22 protein-coding genes and 3 tRNA genes are annotated in these 24,948 nt (G+C 66.0%); 12 read left to right on the forward strand and 13 right to left on the reverse strand.

Going from position 1 to position 24,948, the window contains the following annotated elements; genetic code table 11:
• Positions 1-3: 3 nt before the first annotated feature.
• Genes rapZ through VPA02S_RS21610 form a run of 3 tightly spaced genes read right to left on the reverse strand, consistent with a single transcriptional unit; the run spans position 4 to position 3,474 of the window.
• On the reverse strand, positions 4-882 hold the full coding sequence (gene rapZ, locus VPA02S_RS21600) for an RNase adapter RapZ (protein ID WP_015867108.1): 879 nt from the start codon (positions 880-882) through the stop codon (positions 4-6).
• On the reverse strand, positions 882-2,561 hold the full coding sequence (gene recN / locus VPA02S_RS21605; RefSeq protein ID WP_027730950.1) for a DNA repair protein RecN: 1,680 nt from the start codon (positions 2,559-2,561) through the stop codon (positions 882-884). The genes rapZ and recN overlap by 1 nt, the downstream gene beginning before the upstream one ends.
• Before the next feature lies 1 nt (position 2,562).
• Positions 2,563-3,474, reverse strand: coding sequence for an NAD kinase (locus VPA02S_RS21610; protein ID WP_018906749.1), 912 nt, complete (start codon positions 3,472-3,474; stop codon positions 2,563-2,565).
• Positions 3,475-3,502: 28 nt separating this feature from the next.
• Here VPA02S_RS21610 and hrcA point away from each other — a divergent pair, with 28 nt between their 5' ends.
• The 6 genes from hrcA to greB all read left to right on the forward strand — a co-directional run bounded on the left by hrcA (position 3,503) and on the right by greB (position 7,317).
• Positions 3,503-4,513 (forward strand): heat-inducible transcriptional repressor HrcA, encoded by a 1,011-nt coding sequence (gene hrcA, locus VPA02S_RS21615; RefSeq protein ID WP_015867105.1) that lies wholly within the window; start codon positions 3,503-3,505, stop codon positions 4,511-4,513.
• 32 nt (positions 4,514-4,545) lie between these two features.
• Positions 4,546-4,622 (forward strand) — tRNA-Ile (locus VPA02S_RS21620).
• A 64-nt stretch (positions 4,623-4,686) separates the two neighbouring features.
• Positions 4,687-4,763 (forward strand) — tRNA-Arg (locus VPA02S_RS21625).
• Between the two features lie 289 nt (positions 4,764-5,052).
• The gene (gene cysC, locus VPA02S_RS21630; protein WP_062365552.1) at positions 5,053-5,646 is read left to right on the forward strand and encodes an adenylyl-sulfate kinase; all 594 of its coding nucleotides are present in this window, start codon (positions 5,053-5,055) and stop codon (positions 5,644-5,646) included.
• A complete protein-coding gene (locus tag VPA02S_RS21635; protein ID WP_062365553.1) occupies positions 5,643-6,704 on the forward strand; it encodes a hypothetical protein in 1,062 nt (353 codons plus the stop codon). Before cysC ends, VPA02S_RS21635 begins: the two co-directional genes overlap by 4 nt.
• Positions 6,705-6,744: 40 nt before the next feature.
• Positions 6,745-7,317 (forward strand): transcription elongation factor GreB, encoded by a 573-nt coding sequence (gene greB / locus VPA02S_RS21640; protein WP_062365554.1) that lies wholly within the window; start codon positions 6,745-6,747, stop codon positions 7,315-7,317.
• A 16-nt stretch (positions 7,318-7,333) separates the two neighbouring features.
• On the opposite strand, the gene VPA02S_RS21645 is transcribed toward greB, so the two are convergent.
• The 4 genes from VPA02S_RS21645 to VPA02S_RS21660 all read right to left on the reverse strand — a co-directional run bounded on the left by VPA02S_RS21645 (position 7,334) and on the right by VPA02S_RS21660 (position 11,471).
• Positions 7,334-9,592 carry a RelA/SpoT family protein gene (locus VPA02S_RS21645; protein ID WP_018907216.1) on the reverse strand — a complete coding sequence of 753 codons (2,259 nt, stop codon included), beginning with the start codon at positions 9,590-9,592 and terminating at the stop codon, positions 7,334-7,336.
• Positions 9,593-9,693: 101 nt separating this feature from the next.
• Complete coding sequence (rpoZ, locus tag VPA02S_RS21650) at positions 9,694-9,897, reverse strand: DNA-directed RNA polymerase subunit omega (RefSeq protein ID WP_015867100.1); 204 nt, start codon at positions 9,895-9,897, stop codon at positions 9,694-9,696.
• 30 nt (positions 9,898-9,927) lie between these two features.
• Entirely contained in the window at positions 9,928-10,548 is a 621-nt protein-coding gene (gene gmk / locus VPA02S_RS21655) for a guanylate kinase (protein ID WP_015867099.1), read from the reverse strand.
• An 8-nt stretch (positions 10,549-10,556) separates the two neighbouring features.
• Positions 10,557-11,471: a YicC/YloC family endoribonuclease gene (locus VPA02S_RS21660; RefSeq protein ID WP_027730611.1), complete on the reverse strand. Its 915-nt coding sequence runs from the start codon at positions 11,469-11,471 to the stop codon at positions 10,557-10,559.
• A gap of 91 nt (positions 11,472-11,562) precedes the next feature.
• Here VPA02S_RS21660 and VPA02S_RS21665 point away from each other — a divergent pair, with 91 nt between their 5' ends.
• From VPA02S_RS21665 to VPA02S_RS21690, 6 genes are all read left to right on the forward strand, one after another.
• Positions 11,563-12,570 (forward strand): serine/threonine protein kinase, encoded by a 1,008-nt coding sequence (locus VPA02S_RS21665; protein WP_015867097.1) that lies wholly within the window; start codon positions 11,563-11,565, stop codon positions 12,568-12,570.
• Positions 12,567-13,481 (forward strand): PP2C family protein-serine/threonine phosphatase, encoded by a 915-nt coding sequence (locus tag VPA02S_RS21670; RefSeq protein ID WP_062365555.1) that lies wholly within the window; start codon positions 12,567-12,569, stop codon positions 13,479-13,481. Before VPA02S_RS21665 ends, VPA02S_RS21670 begins: the two co-directional genes overlap by 4 nt.
• Positions 13,482-13,545: 64 nt before the next feature.
• Entirely contained in the window at positions 13,546-14,277 is a 732-nt protein-coding gene (gene rph / locus VPA02S_RS21675; RefSeq protein ID WP_018907218.1) for a ribonuclease PH, read from the forward strand.
• Between the two features lie 17 nt (positions 14,278-14,294).
• Positions 14,295-14,894: a non-canonical purine NTP pyrophosphatase gene (locus VPA02S_RS21680; RefSeq protein ID WP_062366010.1), complete on the forward strand. Its 600-nt coding sequence runs from the start codon at positions 14,295-14,297 to the stop codon at positions 14,892-14,894.
• A 3-nt stretch (positions 14,895-14,897) separates the two neighbouring features.
• Complete coding sequence (gene hemW, locus VPA02S_RS21685; RefSeq protein WP_062365556.1) at positions 14,898-16,157, forward strand: radical SAM family heme chaperone HemW; 1,260 nt, start codon at positions 14,898-14,900, stop codon at positions 16,155-16,157.
• A 32-nt stretch (positions 16,158-16,189) separates the two neighbouring features.
• Positions 16,190-16,274 (forward strand) — tRNA-Ser (locus tag VPA02S_RS21690).
• A 480-nt stretch (positions 16,275-16,754) separates the two neighbouring features.
• Here the strand turns inward: VPA02S_RS21690 and VPA02S_RS21695 are convergent.
• From VPA02S_RS21695 to VPA02S_RS21720, 6 genes are all read right to left on the reverse strand, one after another.
• Positions 16,755-18,359: a GGDEF domain-containing protein gene (locus VPA02S_RS21695; protein WP_062365557.1), complete on the reverse strand. Its 1,605-nt coding sequence runs from the start codon at positions 18,357-18,359 to the stop codon at positions 16,755-16,757.
• A 755-nt stretch (positions 18,360-19,114) separates the two neighbouring features.
• The gene (locus tag VPA02S_RS21700) at positions 19,115-20,020 is read right to left on the reverse strand and encodes a LysR family transcriptional regulator (RefSeq protein ID WP_062365558.1); all 906 of its coding nucleotides are present in this window, start codon (positions 20,018-20,020) and stop codon (positions 19,115-19,117) included.
• An 81-nt stretch (positions 20,021-20,101) separates the two neighbouring features.
• Positions 20,102-21,562, reverse strand: a complete 1,461-nt coding sequence (locus VPA02S_RS21705) for an efflux transporter outer membrane subunit (RefSeq protein WP_062365559.1) — start codon at positions 21,560-21,562, stop codon at positions 20,102-20,104.
• Entirely contained in the window at positions 21,559-22,542 is a 984-nt protein-coding gene (locus VPA02S_RS21710) for an efflux RND transporter periplasmic adaptor subunit (protein WP_062365560.1), read from the reverse strand. Before VPA02S_RS21710 ends, VPA02S_RS21705 begins: the two co-directional genes overlap by 4 nt.
• 20 nt (positions 22,543-22,562) lie before the next feature.
• The gene (locus VPA02S_RS21715; protein WP_062365561.1) at positions 22,563-22,775 is read right to left on the reverse strand and encodes a DUF1656 domain-containing protein; all 213 of its coding nucleotides are present in this window, start codon (positions 22,773-22,775) and stop codon (positions 22,563-22,565) included.
• The gene (locus VPA02S_RS21720) at positions 22,772-24,790 is read right to left on the reverse strand and encodes an FUSC family protein (protein ID WP_062365562.1); all 2,019 of its coding nucleotides are present in this window, start codon (positions 24,788-24,790) and stop codon (positions 22,772-22,774) included. Before VPA02S_RS21720 ends, VPA02S_RS21715 begins: the two co-directional genes overlap by 4 nt.
• Between the last annotated feature and the right edge of the window lie 158 nt (positions 24,791-24,948).

The raw sequence follows: 24,948 nt of genomic DNA on the forward strand, positions 1-24,948 counted from the left end.
AACTCAGCCTGCGTCGAGCTCGCGGTGCCGCTTGAGCGCGACCCAGCGCGTTCCGAACGCGCGCGCGAGCTGCTCGACCAGGAACACCGAGCGGTGCTGGCCGCCCGTGCAGCCGATGGCCACGGTCACGTAGCTGCGATGGTCCCGCGCCAGCGCGTCGAGCCAGCGCGAGAGGAACTGCTCGATGTCGTCGTACATGCGCGCAACGTCGTCGTGCTCGCGCAGCCATTCGACCACCGGCGCATCGCGGCCCGTGAGCGGCCGCAGCGCGGGCACGTAGTGCGGATTGGGCAGCATGCGCACATCGAACACGTAGTCGGCATCCAGCGGCACGCCGCGCTTGAAGGCGAAGGATTCGAACACCAGCGTCAATGCGCTGCTCTGGGGCGCCGAGATCAGCGCCTTGATGTAGCTCTGCAGCTGGGCCGGCCGGATGAGGCTGGTGTCGATCACGTCGGCGCCGTCGCGCAGGTCGGCCAGCAGCTCGCGCTCGAGCTCGATGGCCTGCACCAGCACGCGCTCCTGTTCGGGCACGTCGTTGCGGCCCTCCTGGCGCGACAGCGGATGGCGCCGGCGGGTTTCCGAATAGCGCCGCAGCAGCGCGTCGGTGGTCGCGTCGAGGAAAAGCGAGCGCAGCGAAACGCCGTCCTGCCGCAGGGCTTCGAGCTGCTGCGGAACGATTGGCAGCGACACGCCGCTGCGCACGTCCATCGCAATGGCCACGCGCGTGGCCTGCTGCTCGTGCTGCAGCGCGATGAAGGCCGTCAGCAGTTCGGGCGGCAGGTTGTCGACGCAGTAGTAGCCGGCGTCTTCCAGCGCATGCAGCGCCACCGACTTGCCCGAACCCGACATGCCGGTGATGAGCACCAGGTCGAGGTCCATCACAGCGCCGCCGAAGTCTTGTGGCCCAGCATTTCGCGGGCATGCGCCAGCGAGGTCTGCGAAAGCTTCTCGCCGCCGAGCATGCGCGCGATTTCGCGGGCGCGGGTGTCGTCGTCGAGCCGCGAGACGCCGCTTTCGGTGCGCGGGCCGTCCTGGCCGGCTGCCGCCGTCTGGCGCTTGGCCACCACCAGGTGGTGGTCGGCGCAGGCGGCAACCTGCGGCAGGTGGGTGACCGCCAGCACCTGGCGATCGCGCCCGAGCTGCTTCATGAGCCGGCCCACGGTCTCGGCCACGGCCCCGCCGACGCCGGCATCGACCTCGTCGAAGATCAGCGTCTGCGCGGCGCCGAGCTGGCTGGTGGTGACCGCAATGGCCAGTGCGATGCGCGAGAGCTCGCCGCCCGAAGCCACCTTGCCGATGGGGCGCGGCGTGCTTCCGGGATGGCCGCTCACGAGAAAGGCCACGTCTTCGAGACCCGCGCGGCCCGGCTGCGCCAGCGGCAGCAGCTCGACCTCGAAGCGCCCGCCCTGCATGCCGAGCCCCTGCATCGCCTGCGTGACCGCCTCCGCCAGCCGCGGGGCGGCCAGCTTGCGGGCCTTGGCGAGCGCCTTGGCTTCCTTCAGGTAGGCCTGCTGCGCGCCTTGCTCGGCGCGCTCCAGGCCTGCGAGATCGCTCTGCGCATCGAGCGCCTGCAGCTCGGCCTGCCAGCTGGCCAGGAGCGCCGGCAGGTCGTCCGGCGTGCGCTTGTAGCGGCGCGCGAGCGACATCCACAGCCCCATGCGCTCGTCGAGTTCGGCCAGTTGCTTCGGATCGGCCTCGGCGTCGCGCAGGTAGCTGTGCAGCGTGTGGGCGGCATCGGAAGCCTGGGCGACGCTGGAGGCCAGCACTTCGCCGAGGGCGCGGAATTCAGGCTCGATGTGCTCGCAGTTCTGCAGCAGCGCGACGGCGCGCGACAGCGCGGCGAGCGCGCCGCTGTCGTCGTCTTCGAGCGCCTGGCTCGCGCCCTGCGCCGCATCGATGAGTGCCTGCGCATTGGAGACTCGCGCGTGCTGGGTGGAAAGCTCTTCCCACTCGCCTTCGGCCGGCGCCAGCTTCATGACCTCGGCGATCTGCCATTGCAGCCGCTCGCGTTCGCGCAGCAGCGAATCTTGTGCCGAGCGCGCGTGGTCGAGCGCGGAAAGCGCCTGGCGCCAGCTCTGCCAGGCTGCGTCCAGCGCATCGGTGCGCACGCCGGCATAGGCGTCGAGCAGGCCGCGCACGGCCTCGGGGCGCGTCAGGCTCTGCCATGCGTGCTGGCCGTGGATGTCGAGCAGGCGGTCGCCGAGTTCGCGCAGCTGGGTGGCGGTGGCCGGGCTGCCGTTGATCCAGCCGCGGCTGCGGCCCTGCAGGTCGACGGTGCGGCGCAGCAGCAGGGCGTCGCCGTTTTCGAAGCCGCCCTCGTCGAGCCAGGCCGCGAGTGCCGGGTCGGCATCGAATTCGGCGCTGACGTCGAGCCGTTCGGCGCCTTCGCGCACCGCGCCCGCGTCGGCCCGGTTGCCGAGCGCCAGCTGCAGCGCATCGATCAGTATCGATTTGCCCGCGCCGGTCTCGCCGGTCAATACCGTGAAGCCTGCCGACAGGTCGAGTTCGAGTGATCGCACGATCACGAAGTCGCGCAATGCGATGCGTCGCAGCGCCATTTCAGGAGCCCCCTTCGTTCCAGTGAAGTTTCTTGCGCAGCGTGTCGAAATAGCTCCAGCCGCGCGGGTGCAGGAAGCGCACGCGGAAGTCGGAGCGGCGCACCACCACGCGATCGCCGATCGCGAGCGAGGCCAGCGACTGCATGTCGAAATTGGCGCTGGCGTCGCGCCCCGCCACCAGTTCGATCACGATCTCGTCGGCGTCGGGCAGCAGCACGGGGCGGTTCGACAGCGTGTGCGGCGCAATGGGCACCAGCACCCAGCCCGGCACCGCCGGATGCAGCAGCGGCCCGCCGGCCGAGAGCGCATAGGCCGTCGAACCCGTGGGCGAAGCGATGATCAGGCCGTCGGCGCGCTGGTTGGCCACGAAATGCCGGCCCACCGAAACGCGCAGCTCGACCATGCCCGAGGTGGCGCCGCGGTTGACCACCACGTCGTTCATTGCCAGCGCGTCGAAGACCGAGGCGCCGTCGCGCATGACCTGCGCATGCATGAGGCTGCGGTGGTCTTCCTCGTATTCGCCGGCCAGCATGGGAATCAGCGTGGCCTGGTAGTTGTCCAGCGGAATGTCGGTGATGAAACCGAGCCGGCCGCGGTTGATGCCGATCAGCGGAATGCCGTAGCAGGCGAGCTGCCGGCCGATGCCCAGCATGGTTCCGTCGCCTCCCACCACCAGGCCCAGATCGCAGCGCTGGCCGATTTCCTCGACGCTCAGTGGCTGGTAGCGGCCGCCGACGCTGGCGTCCGCATCGGCCTCCTCGGCCGCCGATTTTTCGACAAAGACCTCGCACCCTTGCGATTCCAGGAAGGCGCCGATATCTTCCATCACGCCGTCGCGGGCATCGGCCTGCGCCCGGGCGCCTGAAGCCTGGTATTTGCCGATCAGCGCGACGTGACGAAAGCGGGAAGTCATCTACAAATTACAACACTAAAATCTTGCAATGCTGGACGACCGTGCCAAGTTGCTCCTCAAGACGCTGGTCGAGCGTTATATCGCCGAAGGCCAACCGGTCGGGTCGCGGACTTTGTCGCGCGCCCCGGGCCTTGACCTGTCTCCCGCGACCATCCGAAACGTCATGTCAGACCTCGAGGGTTTGGGGCTGATCACCAGCCCGCACACCTCGGCCGGACGCATTCCCACCGCGCGCGGCTACCGGCTGTTCGTCGACACCATGCTCACCGCCCAGCGCGAGCACATGAACGCGCCGAGCCACCTGCCCCCTGACCAGCCGCAGAAGGTGATTGCCAACGCGGCCAACCTGCTGTCCAACCTGTCGCAGTTCGTCGGCGTGGTCATGACGCCGCGGCGCGCCTCGGTCTTCAAGCAGATCGAGTTCCTGCGGCTCTCGGACCGGCGGCTGCTGGTGATCATCGTCTCGCCCGACGGCGACGTGCAGAACCGCGTGATCTTTCCGGAAGCCGATTACACGCAGTCGCAGCTGGTGGAAGCATCGAACTACATCAATGCCCACTACGCGGGCCTGACCATCGAGCAGGTGCGCGACCGCCTGCAGTCCGAGGTCGAAAAACTGCGCGGCGAAATTGCCGCGCTGATGCAGGCGGCGGTCAAGGTCAGTTCCGAGGTGCTCACCGAGGCGCAGGAAGACGACGTGGTGATCTCCGGCGAGCGCAACCTGCTTTCCGTCACCGATTTTTCGAGCGACATGGGGCAGCTGCGCCGTGCCTTCGAGCTCTTCGAGCAGAAGGCGCAGCTGATGCGGCTGCTCGACGTGTCGAGCAAGGCAGAGGGCGTGCGCATCTTCATCGGCGGCGAAAGCCAGGTGGTGCCGATCGAGGAGCTTTCCATCGTCAGCGCCAACTATGAAGTCGACGGGCAGGTGGTGGGCACGCTGGGCGTGATCGGCCCGACCCGCATGCCGTACGAGCGCATGATCCAGATCGTGGACATCACCTCGCGGCTGGTCAGCAATGCGCTGAGCCACCGCAAGTGAGCGACGCCGCGAATAGAATCGTGGCCTCTCGTGGGCCGTTAGCTCAGTTGGTTAGAGCAGCGGACTCATAATCCGTTGGTCGATGGTTCAAGCCCATCACGGCCTACCAATTGCATTCATTTCTGAGCTTGGTCCGCCAGGGGCCAAAAATGGATGCTATAATCGATAGCTGTGCGGCTGTAGCTCAGTTGGATAGAGTACTTGGCTACGAACCAAGGGGTCGTGGGTTCAATTCCTGCCAGCCGCACCACTCTTTGAAGGGTTAGGACATTACGTGTCCTAACCCTTTTTCTTTTGCGCGGCTCTCTGCGGAATATTTTTCCGTTCAACGAGATCACGGGCAATGTTCCCGCTCCGGGGCTCCATTCGATGCGATCGATCCTGCACCGGATCGCCCTCGACCTTCGGGTGCTGTTGAGGCATTCTTGTTGTTCACCGGAGGAGCCGGAAGAAAACGAGCCGCTTGAGAACCTTCGTCTTCCTTCACGCCGGGTGAGCCGCTGCCTCGAGGCGCCGCGCCCGGCCAGACCTGTTTTTCGATGCCAGAACAGTTGCAGAAACCAGACGATCGTCCTGCTTCGACAACAACACTGCGGCCGCCGCCCGTCATTTGGCTCACGGGGCTGTCCGGCGCGGGAAAGTCCACCATCGCCGCCGCCTTGCAGCCCTTGCTGCGCGCCAGGGGCGTGGGTGCCGTGCGGCTGGATGGCGACGAGGTCCGCAAGGGACTGAACCGCGGGCTCGGCTTCAGCGCGGAAGACCGCCACGAGAACATCCGCCGCATTGCCCACATCGCGCGGCTGTTGAACGAGCAGGGCATGGTGGCAATCGTTGCCGTTGTTTCACCGCTGCAGGCGCTCCGGGATCTCGCACGCTCGATCGTCGGGCCTTCGTACCACGAGGTCTTCGTGCACGCGCCCCTGGAAGTCTGCGAGCGGCGCGACCCCAAGGGGATGTATGCGCGAGCGCGGCAGGGCGCGATCGCGCGCTTCACCGGCGTGTCCGACATCTTCGAAGCCCCGGCAAACCCCGCGCTCACAGTCGACACTTCCAGCTGCGATGTCTCGGCTGCGGTGCAGCAGATCATGGCTTCGCTGGAGGGAACGGCGCCAACCCGGACGCTGCATCAATGACGCCCGCAAGAAAAAACCACCTGATGATTGCCGGCACGGGGCGCGCCGGCACGACCTTCCTCGTCCAGTACCTGGCGGCTTGCGGGCTGGACACGCATCTTGCAAGGCATCCGGCCGCGAGCACCTACAACGAGGACGCCAACGCGGGCCTCGAGGACCTGCCCTTCGACAACCCCGATCTGCCCTACGTCATCAAGTCGCCCTGGCTGCATGCCTATGCCACGCGCCTGCTCGCGGACCCGTCCATCGCGCTCGATGCGGTGATCTTTCCGATGCGCAGCATCGTGGAAGCCTCCACCAGCCGCGTGGTCAACGAGTTGCGCGCACGGTACGCTATGGAGGGCCTGCCGGACGATTGCCGGCTCTGGGAGTCGTGGGGGACCACGCCGGGCGGCATCGTCTATTCGCTCAATCCGATCGACGAAGCACGCCTTCTTGCGCTGGGCTTTCATGAGTTGATGCACACGCTGGTCAAGCACGACGTGCCGCTGGTGATGCTCGACTTCCCGCGTCTCGTGGAGGACCCGGCGTATCTCTACGACAAGCTGCATCCGGTCCTGGGTGCGAAGCTCGACAGGGAGCGGGCGCTGTCGGCCCATCGGGAGACGGCGGTGCCGTCGAAGGTCCGCGTGGGCAGGGAGCTTGCTGCCCACACCGCGCAGGCGCCGGCCAGCATCGAATTTCCTTCCCAGGCCACCCTGGACCGCGTGGCGATCAAGCGTGAGCTGGACAAGGCCGTGTCCGAGCGCGCGGTGCTCCAGCGGAAACTCGACGAGGCAATGGCTTGCCGCGCTGAGCAGCAGCGCGAACTGGACGAGGCCATTGCCGGCCGCACGGCCTGCCAGCAGCATTTGAGCGAGGCAATCGCCGAACGCGATGCGCGCCAACATGAACTCGCCGAATGCCAGCGCAGCCAGGCCGTTCTCGCGCAGGACCTGGAGCGCGCGAGATCGCGCACCTCGCACCTGGAAGCGCAATGCACGGCACTTCGGGCCTCAAATTCGTGGCGCGTGACGGCGCCGCTGCGCACCCTGTCGCGAATGTTGAAAATACGGTGAAAAGCCCATTCCCTTCCTTGAGACCAGAGGTTCTACCAAGTTGAGCAAAGCATTCACCAAGGAAACCGAGAGCGACGGTGACGACGACGGCGGCGAAAGCGCCGCCCCCGCGCTCCCGAGCGGCAGCAAGAACTACATGACGCCGGCCGGCTATGCCCGACTGCGCGACGAACTGCTTCAGCTGATGGACGAAGAGCGCCCGAAGGTCGTCGAGGCGGTGCACTGGGCCGCCAAGAACGGCGACCGCTCCGAAAATGGCGACTATCTCTACGGCAAGAAGCGGCTGCGGGAAATCGACCGGCGCATCCGTTTTCTCACCAAGCGGCTCGAAATTGCCGAAGTGACCGATCCTTCGGTGCATCACGGCAGCGACCAGGTGTTCTTTGGCGCAACGGTGCGCTACATGGACGAAACGGGCGACGAGCGCAGCGTGACGATCCTAGGCATCGACGAGGCGGACAGCGCCCAGTCGCAGGTCAGCTGGATTTCCCCGATCGCCCGCGCGCTGCTCAAGTCGCGCGAAGGCGACGTGGTGAAGCTCGTGACGCCGGGCGGCGCCCATGAGGTCGAGCTGCTGTCGGTCAGCTATCCGGCACCGGGCACGGCGCGCTAGCTTTCCTGCCCGCCGGTCAGGGCGCGGGAACCGTCCTTGCGGCGGTCAGCACCGAGGCCGTGCGCCGCGCGGCGCGCAGCACGCTGTCCAGGTGGGTGCGGTCGCGCACCGCAATCACGAAGCGCAGGTCGGTCGAATCCTGCGGCGTCTCGTCGGCCATTTCGACGTGCGTGATGTCGGCTTCGGCGTCCGCCAGGGTCGCGGCCACGCGCGCCAGCACGCCCTTGTCGTTGCGCACCGTGATGACCACGCCGGTTTCGAAGGTGCGGGTCGGCTCGTCCGCCCACTCGACCGCGAAGAAACGCTCGCTGTCCTTGTGGCGCAGGCGCTGGCCCACGCCGCAGGACTCGGTGTGCACGACCAGCCCTTCGCCATGGCCGAGGTAGCCGACGATCTCGTCGCCCGGAATCGGCCGGCAGCACAGCGCAAAGCGGACCGACGAGTTCTCGCTGCCATCCAGCGTGACGGCGCCCTGGGAAATGGTCTCGTGCGAGATGAAGCGCTCGCGGCTCAGCAGCAGCGCATCGGGCCGCTCGCCGAGTTCGGACAGCATGGCCACCAGCCGCTTTGCCACGATGCTGGCAATCCGCTTGCCCAGGCCGATGTCGGTCAGCAATTCGGCGCGCGTTCGGTTGCCGGTGAAGCGCAGCAGCTTTTCCCACAGCGCCTGGTGCTCGGCGTCCTCGGCCGGCAGCTTGCTGAGGCCTTCGGCGCGCAGTGCCTGAGCCAGCAGCTTCTCGCCCAGGCCTTCGGATTCGGCATGGGCCAGGGTTTTCAGGTAGTGGCGGATCTTGGAGCGCGCCCGGCCGGTTCGCACGAAGCCGAGCCATGCGGGATTGGGCGTGGACACGGGTGCGGTGATGACCTCGACCACGTCCCCGTTCTTGAGCTCCGTGCGTAGCGGCACTTGGTCGCCGTTGATGCGTGCCGCGGAGGTGTGGTCGCCGATGTTGCTGTGGATGGCATAGGCAAAGTCGACCACCGTGGCGCCGCGCGGCAGCGCGAGGATCTGGCTCTTCGGCGTGAAGACGTAGACCGCGTCGGGGAACAGGTCGACCTTGACGTGGTCCCAGAACTCGGCGGCGTCGCGGGTTTCGTCCTGGATGTCGAGCAGCGACTGCAGCCACTTGGTGCCGAGCCGGTCGTTGCTGGCCGCGTTCGGCTCGGCTGCCTTGTAGAGCCAGTGCGCCGCCACGCCGGATTCGGCCACCACGTGCATGGCCTCGGTGCGCAGCTGGAACTCCACGTTCACGCCGGCCGGGCCCACCAGCGTGGTGTGCAGCGACTGGTAGCCGTTGAGCTTGGCGATCGCGATGTGGTCCTTGAACTTGCCCGGCAGCGGCTTGTACATCTGGTGCAGGATGCCCAGGCCCGTGTAGCAGGCGATCACGTTCGGCACGATCAGGCGAAAGCCGTAGATGTCGGTCACCTGGGCGAAGCTCAGGTGCTTTTCCTCCATCTTGCGGTAGATCGAATAGAGCGTTTTCTCGCGTCCCGCGATGCGCAGCGTCATGTTGGCGTTGGCAAAGGCGGTCTCGACCTCGCGCTGCACCTTCTGGATCAGGTCGCGGCGGCGCCCGCGCGCCTTGGCCACGGCCTTGGACAGGGTGGCATAGCGCCACGGTTTCAGATGGCGGAACGACAGTTCCTGCAGTTCGCGGTACGTTTGGTTCAGGCCCAGCCGGTGCGCGATGGGCGCGTAGATTTCGAGCGTTTCGCGTGAGATCCGGGCCCATTTCTCGCGCGGCGCATCGTCGAGCGTGCGCATGTTGTGCGTGCGGTCGGCCAGCTTGACCAGGATCACGCGCACGTCGCGCGCCATGGCCAGCAGCATCTTGCGGAACGACTCGGCCTGGTTTTCCTCGCGGGTGTTGAACTGCAGCTTGTCCAGCTTGGTGAGCCCGTCGACCAGCTCGGCCACCGGCGCGCCGAAGCGCTCGATCAGTTCGGGCTTGGTGACCCCGCAGTCTTCGATGGCATCGTGCAGCAGGGCGGCCATCAGCGCCTGTGCGTCGAGCTTCCATTCGGCGCATTGCGCCGCCACGGCAATGGGGTGGGTGATGTAGGGCTCGCCGCTGTTGCGCAGCTGGCCCAGGTGGGCTTCGTCGGCGAAGCGGTAGGCGCGGCGGACCAGCTCGGTGTCTTCGGGGCTCAGGTAGTCGAGCCTGGCGGTCAGCGCGGCAAAGCTCGCGGCAGCCGCATTCAGCGCCGCCGGGCTCGGCTTGGGCGTGCCCCCCGTGGGGGCATGGGACTGATGTTTGGCAACCGCGCTCATGGCTACCACTTTAGCGTGACCGCTCTATGGACGCGTCCAGACGTAAAAAAAGCACCGCTTTGCGGTGCCTTTTCGTTGCAGGGCTGCGTCAGAAACAACGATCAGCCCGGCACCTTCTTGAGCATTTCAAGGCCGATCTTGCCTTCGGCGATTTCGCGCAGGGCCGTGACGGCGGGCTTGTTCTTGCTCTCGATCTTGGGTGCATGGCCCTGGCTCAGCATGCGCGCACGGTAGGTGGCGGCCAGGACCAGCTGGAAGCGGTTGGGGATCTGAAGCAGGCAATCTTCGACGGTGATGCGGGCCATGATGGAGTCTTTCGGTCGGTGAGCAGGAAATCAGGGGATGTTCAGGGCGGCGAATGTGTCGGCACGTGCGCGGCGCTGTGCAGAATACCGAAGCCGCTGAGCGTGGACGATCGCCTTGAGATCGAAAAGCGCGCGCTCAAATAACTCGTTGATTATAACGAAGTCGAATTCCCCTGCCCGGGCCATCTCTTCGGCGGCATTCTTGAGGCGCAGCTCGATGACGGCCGCGCTGTCTTCGCCGCGCCGCTCCAGCCGGGAGCGCAGTTCTTCCCAACTGGGCGGCAGGATGAAGATCATGACCGCGTTGGCGAAGGTCTTGCGGATCTGGATGGCGCCCTGGAAGTCGATTTCCAGGATGACGTCGGCCCCCTGGGCGATGCGCTCCTCGATGGCTTTCTTGGAGGTGCCGTAGCGGTGCCCGTGCACGTGGGCCCACTCCACGAACCCATCCGCCGCGATCATGGCGTCGAATTCGGAGGGCGAGGTAAAGAAATACTCCCGGCCGTGCTTTTCCTGCCCGCGCGGTGGCCGGGTGGTGTGGGAAACCGAGGGCTGGACGGCTGTGTCCAGCTCCATGAGCGCCTTGACCAGGCTCGATTTGCCGGCACCGCTGGGTGCCGCCACGACAAAGATGTTGCCTGGATAGTCCATTCGCTCGCTCATTCGATGTTCTGTACCTGTTCGCGCATCTGCTCGATCAGCACCTTCATGTCCACGCCGATGCGGGTGAGCTCCAGCGCGGCCGACTTGGAGCCCAGTGTATTGGCCTCGCGATGCAGCTCCTGGATCAGGAAGTCCAGCCGCTTGCCGATTTCGCCGCCCTTCTTGAGCAGCCGCTCGATCTCATCGAGGTGCGAATTCAGCCGCGTGAGCTCTTCCGCCACGTCGATCCGGATGGCAAAGGCGGTGGCCTCGGTCAGCGCGCGGTCCTGGGCGGCCTCGGGCAGGGTGCCGCCGGTCAGGCCCATGGCTTCCTGCCAGCGCTCCAGGAAACGAGCGCGCTGCTGCTCGACCAGCTGCGGAATCAGCGGACCGGCCTGTTCGACCAGCGCGCGCAGCTGGGCGAGGTGGGCCTCCAGCATCTTGGCGAGCCGCGCGCCTTCGCGCTGGCGGGCCGACATCAGCGCATCCAGCGCCTTGCCGGCCACCTCGAGCAGGTCGCCGCCCCAGTCGCCGCGGGCGGCACTGTCGCCGCCGGCCAGGCGCAGCACGTCGGCCACGCTCAGTTCGCGGGCGCCCGGCAGCCAGGCCTTGATGCCGTCCTGCACGCCGTTGAGCCGCTGCAGCAGCTTGACGGAGGGCTCGACGACGCCCGCCTGGGCGGTGTTCTCGATGGCGGCGCGCACCTCCACCTTGCCGCGCTTGAGCTTGCCCGTGAGCAGCTCGCGCAGCGCGGTTTCATGCTGGCGCAGTTCCTCCGGCAACTTGAAGGTGAGGTCGAGGAAGCGGCTGTTGACCGAGCGGATTTCGACCCCGAGACGGCCCGCGGCGGCAGGCCGTGCCTCGGCTTCGGAGTGGCTGCCGGCGGGGCCGTTCTGGCCACTGGCATAGCCGGTCATGCTGTAAACTGGCATTGCGCCTCACTATGGTTTTGCTTGCAAGCACCGAGGCGTCGGCATGGCGTTCGCTTGCCGCACCATCGCCTTCGGGCGAAACTCCCGGATTATGTCAAAGGTCAAGCCTTCGCCCCTGCTGCCCGATACGGTCATTGGCGGTTACCGCATCGTTCGCCGGCTTTCCGCAGGCGGTTTTGGCGTTGTCTACCTCGCCATAGACCCCAGCGGACAGCAGGTTGCCATCAAGGAATACCTGCCATCTTCGCTCGCAACGCGCGGGCCGGGCGAGCTGACGCCCGAAGTGGCGCCCGAAAAGCTCTCGCTCTACCGGCTCGGCCTCAAGAGCTTTTTCGAGGAAGGGCGCTCGCTCGCGCAGATTTCGCACGCCTCGGTGGTCAGCGTTCTCAACTTCTTTCGCGAGAACGAAACCGTCTACATGGTCATGAACTACCTGGAGGGCGCCACCCTGCAGGACTTCGTGGTGACGGCGCGCGACCTGAAAAGGCCCAAGGTCTTCCGTGAATCGACCATCCGGTCGCTGTTCGACGAGATCCTGCGCGGCCTTCGCATCGTGCACCAGTACAAGATGCTGCACCTGGACATCAAGCCCGCCAACATCTTCGTCACCGACGACGACCGGGCGGTGCTGATCGACTTCGGCGCCGCGCGCGAGGTGCTCAGCAAGGAGGGCATCTTCATCCGGCCGATGTACACCCCCGGCTTTGCCGCGCCCGAGATGTACCGGCGCGACTCGTCGATGGGTCCCTGGACCGACATCTACGCCATCGGCGCCTGCATCTACGCCTGCATGCAGGGCTATCCGCCCAACGACGCGCCGCGCCGCATCGAGAAAGACCGGCTCAGCCTGTCGCTGTCGCGCCTGCGCGGCGTGTACTCCGACAACCTCATCGAGGTGGTCGAATGGTGCATGTCGCTCGATCCGCTCTCGCGCCCGCAGTCGGTCTTTGCGCTGCAAAAGGAGCTCAGCCGCGAAGGCGAGCGCCGCTACACCAAGCTCACCGTCGGCGAAAAGGTGCGGCTTTCATTCGACAACATCCGCTCCTTCGACAAGAAGGCCCTGCCCAGGGCGGCGGCACCTACCACGCGCCCGGCATGAAATTCTCGGTATTCCAGGTCAGCCGCAAGGGCGGCCGTCTCAAGAACGAAGACCGCATGGGCTACTGCTACACGCGGGAGTCGGGCCTTTTCGTGCTGGCCGACGGCATGGGCGGCCACCCCGAGGGCGAGATTGCGGCCCAGCTGGCGCTGCAGACCATCGCGGCCCTCTACCAGCGCGAAGCGCGCCCCACCGTCAAGGACGTCAAGGCCTTCCTGGCCGAATCGGCCATGGCGGCGCACCAGCAGATCATGCGGTACGCGAGCCACAAGGCCATGCTCGACACGCCGCGCACCACCGTCGTCGCGGCGCTGCTCCAGGGCACCACGGCCACCTGGATGCACTGCGGCGACTCGCGCCTCTACGTGGTGCGCGACGGCCGCCTGCTGACCCGCACGCGCGACCATTCGCATGCCGAGCGCCCGCGTCCGCATGGCGCGGACATGCCGGTCAACCGCAACCTGCTGCTCACCTGCCTGGGCTCGCCGACCACGCCGCTGTTCGATATTTCGGCCCCGCTGCAGCTGCAGCGCGGCGACCGCATCATGCTGTGCTCCGACGGCGTCTGGGGCGTGCTCGACGACGCCGTCATCGTGCACACGCTGTCCTCCGACAAGCCGGTGTCCGACGCCGCGCCCGACCTGGCCGAAATGGCACTGCGCAAGGGCGGCGCGCACAGCGACAACGTCACGCTCATCGCCCTCGAATGGGAAATGCCCGATTCGACGGGCGAAGACCGCGGCGTTTCCACCGAGACCATCGACGACGGCGTCTTTGCTTCCACCATCCAGGCCGGCATGCCCGCTGACGGCGAACTCGACGCGCTCGACGACCTCGACGAAGACGCCATCGAGCGCTCGATTGCCGAAATCAACGAAGCCATTCGCCGTTCGGCAGCCAAGAAGACCTGATCGCCCGGCTGCTCCGGCTTGCGGGCCGTCTGCGCTTTTTGTTCCACATACCTCTCACAAAAAAATGACTGCTTTCACACGAAGCGGCGGCCGTGCCGCCGACCAGCTGCGCCCGGTGCGCATCACCCGCGGTTTCACCATCCACGCCGAGGGTTCGGTGCTCATCGAATTCGGCCAGACGCGCGTGCTGTGCACCGCCTCGGTCGAAGAGCGCGTGCCGCCGCACAAGCGTGGCAGCGGTGAAGGCTGGGTCACGGCCGAATACGGCATGCTGCCGCGCGCCACCCACACGCGCAGCGACCGCGAAGCCGCCCGCGGCAAGCAGAGCGGCCGTACGCAGGAAATCCAGCGCCTCATCGGCCGCTCGATGCGCGCCGTGTTCGACCTGGCTGCGCTGGGCGAGCGCACCATCCACCTCGACTGCGACGTGCTGCAGGCCGATGGCGGCACCCGCACGGCGGCCATCACCGGCGCCTTTGTCGCCGCGCAGGACGCCGTCAACAAGCTGCTGGCCGCTGGCACGATCCCCGCGTCGCCCATCAAGGGCCATGTCGCGGCCATTTCGGTCGGCATCGTTGCCGGTACGCCGCTGCTCGACCTCGAATACACCGAAGACTCCGCCTGCGATACCGACATGAACGTCGTGATGACCGGCGCCGGCCACTTTGTCGAAGTGCAGGGCACCGCCGAGGGTGCGGCCTTCTCGCGCGAGGAGATGAACCTGCTGCTCGGCCTGGCCGAAAAGGGCATTGGCGAACTGATCGTGCTGCAGCAGCAGTCCCTCGTTTCGAAGTGATCGATCGGTCGATGGCGATGAAACTGGTCCTGGCCTCCAACAACGCCGGCAAGCTTGCCGAACTCCAGCAATTGTTTGCGGAGCTGGCCGTGACGCTCGTGCCCCAGTCGGCGTTGGGCGTGGGCGAGGCCGAGGAGCCATTTCGCACTTTCGTCGAAAACGCGCTGGCCAAGGCGCGCCATGCCAGCGCCGCAACCGGCCTGCCGGCCATTGCCGACGACGCAGGCCTTTGCGTCGACGCCTTCGGCGGCCTGCCGGGCGTGGACACCGCGTTCTATGCCACGCAGTTCGGCTATGCCAAGGGCGACGCCAACAACGTCAAGGCGCTGCTCGAGCAGCTCGACGGCGTGGTCAATCGGCGCGCCGCGCTCGTCAGCACGTTGGTCGCGCTGCGCGGGCACGACGATCCCGAGCCGCTCATCGCGGTGGGCCGCGTGGTCGGCGAAATCACCAAGGCGCCGATCGGTGACAACGGCTTCGGCTTCGATCCCGTCATGTACCTGCCCGGCTTCGGCAAGACCTTTGCCCAGCTGCCGCCCGAGGTGAAGAACGCCAACAGCCACAGGGGCCAGGCGGCCAAGGCCATGCTGGCCCTGATGCGCGAACGCTGGCTCTGAGCGATGGCCTCTGTCGTTCCCATCCAGCCCGTGCAGCCCACGGGCGCACCGCAGGCCAACGACGTGCTGCACTGGATGCGGCCCGGCCCGCTGCAGCTCGCGGCGCTGCCGCCGCTCTCGCTCTACATCCATCTGCCGTGGTGCCTGCGCAAGTGCCCTTACTGCGACTTCAACTCGCACGAGTGGCGCGCCACCAGCGAGGCCGAGGCTGAGGGCATTCCCGAGTCAGCGTATCTCGACGCGCTCATTGCCGACCTGGACGCCGCGCTGCCGCTCATCTGGGGCCGCACCGTCCACACCATCTTCATCGGCGGCGGAACGCCGAGCCTTTTTTCGCCCCAGGCCATCGACCGCCTGCTCGGCGACGTGCGCGCCCGCCTCAAGCTGGCGCCCGAGTGCGAGATCACGCTCGAAGCCAACCCCGGCACCTTCGAGCGCAACCGCTTCCGCGCCTACCGCAGCGCGGGCGTCACGCGGCTTTCGGTGGGCGTGCAGAGCTTCAACGACGAGCACCTGAAGGCGCTGGGCCGCGTGCACGACCGCGCCCAGGCCATTGCCGCCGTGGAAGAAGCCGCGAGCGCGTTCGACACCTTCAACCTCGACCTGATGTATGCGCTGCCGGGCCAGACGCTCGAGGGGCTGGACGCCGACCTGACCCAGGCGCTGGCGCTCGCGCCGCCGCACATCTCGGTGTACCACCTCACCATCGAACCCAACACCTGGTTCGCCAAGTTTCCGCCGGCCCTGCCCGAAGACGACCTGGCCTACGCCATGCTCGACCGGATCACCGAGCGAACCGCCGCCAGCGGCATGTCGCGCTACGAAGTGTCGGCCTATGCGCGCAGCGGCCACGCCTGCGCGCACAACCTCAACTACTGGCAGTTCGGCGACTACCTGGGCATTGGCGCCGGCGCACACAGCAAGCTGAGCTTCGCGCACCGCATCGTGCGCCAGGTACGCTTTCGCGAGCCGCGCCTGTACATGAACAACGCCCGCACCGGCGCCGCCGTGGCGCAAAGCGACGAAGTGGCGCTGGCCGACCTGCCGTTCGAGTTCATGCTCAACGCGCTGCGCCTGAAGGAGGGCTTCACGCTGCCCCAATTCAGCGAACGCACCGGGCTGGCCATGACCAGCATTCAAAAGGGCCTGGAGGAAGCCGAGCGCAAGGGCCTCATCGCGCGCGACCTGCATCGCGTGTGGCCCACCGAGCGCGGGCTGGATTTCCTGAGCGACCTGCAGTCGCTCTTCCTGCCCGACGAGTAACGGGCCGGCGTCAGCATAAAATCGACGGTTCCGGAGAGTTGGGTGAGTGGTTTAAACCAGCAGTCTTGAAAACTGCCGACGTGAAAGCGTCCGTGAGTTCGAATCTCACACTCTCCGCCGGCAACCCAGTATCCATGCGGATTTGCGGGCGGGGCAGGCACTTTACCCCCCATTTTTACCCCCTTTTCTTTTCGCGCTCAGGTGGGCTGCTTTGGATCACCTTGGGCGAGGTGCGCCGAACCACCGGTCTCTAGGGGGCTGGTGTCCCAGGGGCCTTTGGCTCAGCTCGGGCTCTGCGCAACCCGTTGCGGCACTACCCCCGCCGGGGCGGGCCGGCGCTTGCCGCCGTCTGCCGAATGCCGTTTTGAGCCCAATCCGACGGGCCAATTGGACCTGACTGAGCCAGATCTTGGCCAAAAAATGTTACATCTTGTCGCATTTATGCTATAATTTATTCACGGGCCAGGCCTGCCTGGCGCAACCCAGGCTAGACCCTGCCCGTCTGTGGAGCCCACCACCTGTAGCCCTTGATGGCCGCCAAGCCAGCGCATTTGCGTCGCCTTCGGCCACCACGAGGGCAACACAACAGCAAACTGGTCAGGCGTGCACCCTGACGGTGTTTCGCCCCTCCTGCTTGGCAAGGTAGAGTGCTTCGTCCGCGGCTCTCAGCAGTTCGAACGGCGTGCTGCCGGGCTGCGGAACCCCGGACGCCACGCCAAGGCTGACGGAGACGGTGCCCAGCGCCGACGCCGCATGAGGGATCTGCAGATCGGCCACGGCCAGCCGCGCCCTTTGCGCAACCTCGAGTGCACCTGCGGCGTCCGTCGCGGGCAACAACAAAACCATTTCTTCGCCCCCGTAGCGCGCGACAAGGTCGCTCGAGCGCCACACGGCCGACCGCAGTGCCTGGGAGACCCGCCGCAAGCAGTCGTCGCCTTCAAGATGCCCGTACAGATCGTTGTACTTCTTGAACTCGTCGACGTCGACCATGACGACCGCCAGCGCCGTTTGGCTTGCCAGCGCCTGTTGGAAGTTGAGGGCCAGGCGGGCGTCGAAGTAGCGGCGGTTGGCCAGGCCTGTCAGCCCGTCTTCCTGCGCAAGATGTTCCAGGCGCTCATTGGCCTCCGTCAGCGCGTCCCGGGCACTTCGCAGCCGCAGTTCCGCCACCAGTCGCCTGCGCATCGACCGGATCAAGTGGCGGCCTGACACTCCGACGACCAGGCACAAAAGAACCACCCAAGCCGTTTGATAGATCGACGCGGATTTCCATTCCTGCAGCGCCTCGTCCTTGCCGACGGCAACGGTCACGAAGAGCGGGTAGTTCAGCAAATGCTCGAAGCTGATGATCCGTGTCACGCCATCGATCGCCGATCTTCCCTCGACGGTGCCCGAGCGCGAGGCCCGGAAACGTTGCTGCAACGGCGTATCTGTACTGCGCCTGCCCAGGTCGGCTTCCCTGAAGGGGCGGCGGAGCAGCAGTTGGTCCGTCCCGAACAGCGCAATTGCTCCTTGCTCGCCGATCTGAAAGTGGTCCAGGACACTCAGCAGATGCTTGACGCTGAGCGTGACCAGCACCACGCCGGCGAAGTTGCCGTCCGGGTCGTTGATCCTGCGCGACACCGGGATCACCCACTCGCCCGAAGAGCGGCTCACGATGGGGCCGCTGATCAGCGTCCGCGCGCTCGGGTTGGTCCGGTGGTGAATGAAATATTCGCGATCCGAATTGCTTCGGGTACCCGCCGGGGATGCATCGGAATAGACCAGCCATCGGCCTTGCTCGTCGTAGATGAAGATTCCCTTGATGGCTTGAACTTCGGCGACATGGTTCACGAGGACCGGTTGAAGACGCTGCAGGGAGTCGGGCGTGATGTCCGCGCGCTCGAGTTCGAAGACGAGGCCCGAGATGATGTGCTCGGCCAGGGCAGCCGTACTATCGATCTGCTGGCTGACCGCGCGTGCCAGGTTGGTATTCGCCCGCGCGATCTGCTCGTTTTCCGCCGTGCGCGCACGAACGACCAGCCATGCGTTCATGACCAGCAACGCCGCGCACACAAAGACTACAAACAAAGTAGTACCGTAGATGACGCGGCTTCGTTGCGCGTCTGTTTTCCGGGCAAGAGAACTGGCGTCGGTCGCCGGCCATGGACCAATGGACGTGTCCGGAATGGTCTCGGCCGCGAGGGGAGTGGAAGCTTCTTTCATCGAAGGCCAAAATCCATAAAGAACTCCAAGTGAGAAGCCGAGCGTGAGCTCCAACCGGAGACGCGTGCGCGATCTGATCATCTCATCCCAGCAGCAGCTATGACAGCGCCGCGCGGCTGACCTAGACCGAATTCAGCAGCTACACCAACGATACGGCTGAGCGCGTGGGCAGCCTCACGCAGAGCCTGCTCAGTCCGCTGACAGGACACCCCATCCAAAGCACCATTGCTGCGGCCGATGTCACCTGAAGCATCGGCGACAGCCCAACAGGCCGCATCACTGGTTTCGACGCGGCCCACAGTGGCAGCTTCGGCTACGGCGCCAACGGATTCTCATGGCTTGAGGGTGCGTGGCCAATCAACGGTAAGGGGGTATTGACGTGCCTTTGGTTATCGACGGTTGGGCCGCGGCGTCGGGCTTCGAGGCAGCCTACGCGCCGTACATGGACACAACCGTGGCGCTGTGATGCTTTCACGAGATCTTGCGATCGACGAAGTCGCCTGGCGCTGCACGCGAACAACGTCGTAGAGATCGCATGGTCGACGCCGCTGCAGTAGAGTGGCCCTGCTGTGTTCAATAGCATCTTGCAGCGTCTTCTGCGCAACACAGCGTCGATGGTTTGAGACGCATGCGCAGATGGCACCCCAGCTTGCGGAGCGCGCCGTAGCGTTGTGCTTCCACGGCATGGTTGCTTCCGCGAAATTGAGCGATACGCGGCAGGCGCTTGTGAATGGATGTATTTCAGCCCTCTGCTTCTAGGTCGGATGGTCGGGTGCGCCGCCTCCCATGCGCGTTTCAAGCAATTTCAGCAGTGCACGCAGGGCTGCGCTGTTGTGCCGGCGCTGCGTGTACGCTGCGTAGAGCCAGATGTCACGAGGCATGAATTCTTTGAGCACTGAGACCAGGCTGCCGCGTTCTGTGTACGGCTGAGCCAGCAGCGCCGGCACACACACTGCGCCGATGCCGGCGAGTGCCGCGGCGACGAGAGTGCCTGAGTCGTTTGCATCCATGCGTCCGTAGATCGGGAGGTTGTATGGCTCGCCATCGACTTCGAACGGAATATGCGGGGCGCCCGCCGATAGCGAGTAAGTGAGCACGTCGTGCCATCGCATGTCGTCGGGCATTTGAGGGATGCCGCGCCTGGCCCAGTAACTGGGCGTGGCGCAGAGGGTGAGTTCCACTCGTTGGAGGCGACGCACGATCAGGTTCTCGTCGCCGATGCGCCCGAACCTCAGGGCAATGTCGACACCCTCCTCCACGAGATCGACCACGCGATTGCCGATCTGCAGGTCGATATGCACATCTGGGTAGAGCGTGAGGAACTCGCTCAGCAGGCTCGGGAAGTCGGTGTACACGAGCCCATGAAGCCCCGCGACGCGCAGACGACCGCTTGGGCGTGAGCCATGTGCCTGCAATTCGCTGTGCGTCGACTCGACCATCTCCATCAGCGGCGCGCTGCGAAGCTGGAGCAGCCTTCCAGCATCGGTCAATGTCACCGACCGCGTTGAGCGGTTCATAAGTCGTACGTTGAAGCGCGCCTCAAGCGTCGCGACATGCTTGCTCGCGCTGGCCTTGGAGATCCCCAGCTTGCCCGCTGCGCGCGAGAAGCTGCCGACGTTGGCGACCTCCAAAAAGGTCTTCAGAAGATCAAACCCGTCCATCAAGCATCGCGGCCCGCTCGGACTGACGTTTTGGAATTTTCGTTTGCCCCATATTTCGCTTGAGAAACGCTCAGGCGTGCGCTAATGCACGGCATTCACGAGGACCTCATCGGCTTCCCAACCACCTCCCAGCGCCATGAATACGGCGACTTGATCCTCTGCCAACAGGGCAGCGGACGTTGCCAGAGCGGCTTCGCTGGCTGCCAGGGTGCGCTCTGCATCCACTGCTTCAAGCTGACCGGTCTTACCGTTGACATAGAGCTTGCGCGCCTGCCGGGCGACGATGGCACTTTGCTCTTGCGCGGCCGAGAGCGCAGCATGACGTTCCAACTCGTGCGCGTAGACATCGAGCGCCGTTTCGACCTCGCGCAGTGCCGTCAGTACGGTCCCATCGAAGCGGGCAGCGGCAACCCGGGTGGCCGCCTCGGCCTGCGCGATGCGAGCGCGGGCAACGCCGGTGTTGGGTAGCGTCCAGTTGATCAGCGGGCCCAGGCTGTAGCTGAGTGTTTCCCGGTTTCCAAATCTTGCCAAGAAGCCCGCCGAGCTGGCCGAGAGGCCCAGCGACACCTTGGGGTAGAGGTCGGCTGTTGCGATGCCGATGCGGGCGGTGGCGGCGGCCAAGCTGCGTTCCGCTTGGCGAACGTCGGGCCGCCGTCGCAAAAGAGCCGCGCCGTCTCCTACCGGAAGCAGTCCTGCCAAGCGCGGCGGCTGCTCGCACGTGGCCACGGCCGCAGGGAAGTCGCGAGGTGCTGCGCCGGTCAGTGTTGCCAACCGGTACAACGCACCTTGGCGCTGGGCCCGAAGCGGCGGCAGCGCAGCACGTAGTTGTTCCAACTGACCTTGCGCACGTGCAATGTCGATCTCCCCGACCTTGCCCCCTTGTTGAAGCCGCTCGGAGAGTCGGATCGCCTCTTCCTGCAGACGAACCGACTCCTGCGCTGCGCGCAAGCGATAGCCGCTTGAACATGCTTGCGCATAGGCATGTGCCACGCCGCCGGCCACGCTCACACGTACAAGGTCCAACGCCGCCTGCGCGGCGCCGGTGTCGGCCTCGGCCGCTTCGACGGCGCGACGCAGTTGACCGAACAGGTCCAGTTGATACGACAAGGAAACCCCCGCGCTGTATGTGCCGCGGCTGGGCGGTTCGTAGTCGCGCTGCAGGAGGCTCAAGCCCGAGACGTGCCCGAAGCCGGGACCACCGCTGGCCGCCACCGTCGGCCTCTCATGTCCGTGCACTTCGGCTGCCAGCGCCTGGTCGCGTTCCAGGTTGGCCACGGCCTGCCGCAGATCGGTGTTGTGTTCCAGCGCCTGTGTGACCAACGCGTCCAGCTGCCGGTCGTCGTAGAGCCTCCACCAGTGTGGCGGCAGAGTCGCGTCCACTGCTTGGCCGCCGGCAGATCGGAAGGTGCCCGCGGAGGCGGATTGCGCGAAAGACAGAGGGACGGGAGGCACGTAGTCCGGTCCCACGGGTGGGTGGGCACAACCGGTGAGCAGTGCGCTTGCCGCCGCGGCGGTGGCCAGGAATCGGGACATGGCCTTCATTCCCGGCTTTCCGAAGCCCGGGCCGTGGCGGCCGTGGTTCGAGCAGTCTCGAGGATTTCAACGGTGACCGTCTGGCCTGCGACCAAGCGGGTGCTGGAGGACGTCTGATCGAGCTTCACGCGCACGGGCACGCGCTGTGCAAGCCGCACCCAGTTGAAGGTGGGATTGACGCTGGGAAGCAGGTTGGCACTGGTGCTTCGGTCACGGTCAGCGATGCCGGCGGCGATGCTTTCGACGGTGCCATCGAGCGCCGGGCCACCCATCGGCGTGACTCGTACGCGGTCGCCCTGATGGATCCGAGCCAGCTTGTTTTCCTCGAAATAGCCTTCGACATAAATTGAGCCCGCGTCAACCAACGCCATCACGGGGTGGCCGGCGCTCGCATAGGCGCCCTGGCGCAGGTCGAGGTTGGTTACGAGCCCTGTGGTGGGTGCGCGCACCTGGGTGCGCTCCAGGTTCAACGTCGAGGTATTCAACGCGGCTTGCGCCTGTCGCAACGCCGCTTCGGCCGCTTGAAGTGCGCCCTTGGCTTGGTCCACCTTCAGCCGCGACTGCTCGCGAGCCTCCAGTGAGATCAGATCGCCCAAGTCGGAATTGCGCTGGCTCTCGCGCTGCGCCTGTGCGAGCGTGATGCGCTGGTTGCTGATCGCGATGCGCTGCGTCGCGACGACGGCCTGGGCCTGTTCCAGCGCCAACTCGAAACGGGCCTTGTCCACCGAGAACAGCAAGGCGCCAGCGGCAACGAACTGGTTATCACGCACCGCCACATTCGCGACCATGCCAGACACGTCAGGAGCGACTTGCACGACATTGGCCCGCACGCGTCCGTTGCGTGTCCACGGGGCGAGTTCATAGTGGTCCCATACGCGCCAGCCTGCCCAGCCGGCTGCAGCCACCATCAGCACGGTGACCAACAGACGAACGACGGGACGGGCAAGACGTGAAGTCCAGGCGGGCGAGGGGAGGGCGTCAGGTTTCATGGGTTGAAGCGGTCCGGATATCAGAACGAGGCGGCGGTTGCGCCGGTGAGACAAGCCAAGGCACTGAGCACCAGGACGTACAGCGCAAGGTCAAACAGGGCGGGGTGCCAGATCCATCGGTAGGCACCGACGATGGCCAGCAGGCGGCGCGTTGCCCAGGAGCACGGCAGCGCACCGGCTGCCAGCAGCAAAAGCCCGGGCAACTGCACGCCCAAAAAGTTGACTTCGATCATGGTTGGAGCGCGGCGGGAGCGGCCGGAAAGAGGTTGCGTCGAAGGCCCACGAGTGCCGCGACGGCAGGCCGCTCGGCGCCCGCCGCCAGGGCGTCAAGCAACAGCCGATCGATATGCGGCCGCAGCGAGGCATGACGCGGTGGCGCGCCTGCCACATGGGCGCGGAAGACGAGGGCCAATTCCCTGAAGAGGTGACTGACGGGTTCTTCCGCAAGGCGGCCGCGATGCCGCTGCAGCGCAGCGATGTCTGCCCCCAGGCGCAGTTCGCGAAGCGCGCGGTGTGCCGCGGTCTGGACCGCTTCGGGACCGTCGGGCGCCACGCGCGGCGCCAACAGCGCCATCCTGTCGAGCATGCGTGAGCCAAAGGCGTCTCGGGCGGATGCGTCCTGCGGATGGGCAGCCAGATCGGCAAGGTCGTGCCATGTCGCGCGGCGTATGCGCCTGGCCGTCCAGTCACGCCCCACGCTGCGCATGAGAGCGGTGACGCGGGCCGCGATCACCGCACCCACGAACAAGGCCAGGTTGGAACTGATGAAGCTCACCCAATCGGCGGCGGCCGTATCTTGAAGGGCGAGCGTTCCGGCGACACCGAAGAACATGCCAAGGGCCGACAAGGAACTGGCCGGCCGTGCCATGTAGCACCCGACCACCAAGAACACAGGCGCGATGCACAGCACCAGCATGCCAAAGTCATCTGCCAGCGGCATGACCCCCAGGACATAAAAAGCCGACACCGGCAACGACCACAACAGCGCCGTGATGAACTTGTGCATGGCTGGCACCGGATCGTCCATGGTGGCGAAGAAGCTGCAAAAGACGGCAGCGCCCATGGCCATGGCGGATCCCGAGGGCCAGCCCGTCGCAATCCACAGCGCGCACGAGAGGCAGGTGCCCAACACCGCAGTGATCGCCGACCGCAGCGCAAGCCCTCTGTCCAGGTGAAGCACCCTGCGATCCAGGGCCGCGGTGCGCCGCAACGGCACCGGGTTCCCGGCAACGCCAGCGTCGATAGCATTGCGCAACGTGGTGCAGGCATCCCAGTGCTCCACCAGGTCCTCCAGGCGGGTTGCCAGATCGATCCGCAGCGCGCGGATCCAGGGCGAAGCGGCGGGACCGTCCGCGATGGCGCGAAAGGCCGCGTGCGCTTCGTTCACTCCCGCGTTCGTCGCGCTCGGGGCCAGCCAGACCGAATGCTGCGCGAAGGTCGCGCCGATGTCGTCCGGCACACCGCCTGTGGCGGTGCACAGCGCTTGCAGGCGATCTTCCACCGCCGACAGCACCGGGGTGAGGGCGGCCAGACGGTCCTGCAGTGCGTCGATGGCGCCCCCGCTCCAGCGCAGATGGGTGTCAAAGGGCACATGCGTGGACAGCAGTCGCAGTTGTGTGATGTCCAGGGCCAACCGCTGGCGGTCCGCCGACATTCGAGCGTGATTTGCGTCGCTCGGCGGCTCGCGCAGCAGGTCAATGAGCCATTGCCGCGCATCGCCAAGTGCGCGATCCATCACGCCCAGCAGGGACGCGGCCAGGCCGGCAGGAAGCGCGATGCCGTGGACCACGCTGGCACACAGGATGCCCAGCCCGATTTCGGTGACCCGTGCGACGGCCGTGTCGAACATCGCCGCAGGCGCTTCTACCAATGGGAAGCCGATCAAAGCGGCTGAGTAGCCAGCCAGCATGAAGACGTAGGAACGCGCGCTGCGGTCCAGCAGCGACACATAGAGGCACAGTCCCACCCACAGCGCCAAGGCCAGCGACAGGAGTTCCGGGGAGCCGGACAGCGAGGGGACGAGCACCACGGTCGCAGCGCACCCCAGCAAGGTGCCCACAAAGCGGTAGAGCGCCTTGGAGCGCACATGGCTGGCCAGAGGGTGGGCCACGATATAGGCGGTCATCATGGCCCAGAAGGGCCGGGGCAGCCCAAAGCGGCTCGACAGGTAAAGCGCAAGCACGGCGGCGACGAAGCTCTTGAAGGAAAAGAGCAACTCCTGCCGAGAGAAACGCGGCAGCGCGATCATGCGGCGCCCCGAGAAGGCGCACGCGCACGCTTGCACGCGAAACGGCAGTGCGGGCGAAAGCGAGAGCGCAAACCGCCGACCGTGATGCTGGCTAGATCGCGAAACCATGGGTGAGCGGAGCCGGCCAACTGCGCCACTTCCTGCGCCGAAACCATCTC

The organism is Variovorax paradoxus NBRC 15149, assembly GCF_001591365.1.
GTDB lineage: Bacteria > Pseudomonadota > Gammaproteobacteria > Burkholderiales > Burkholderiaceae_C > Variovorax > Variovorax paradoxus.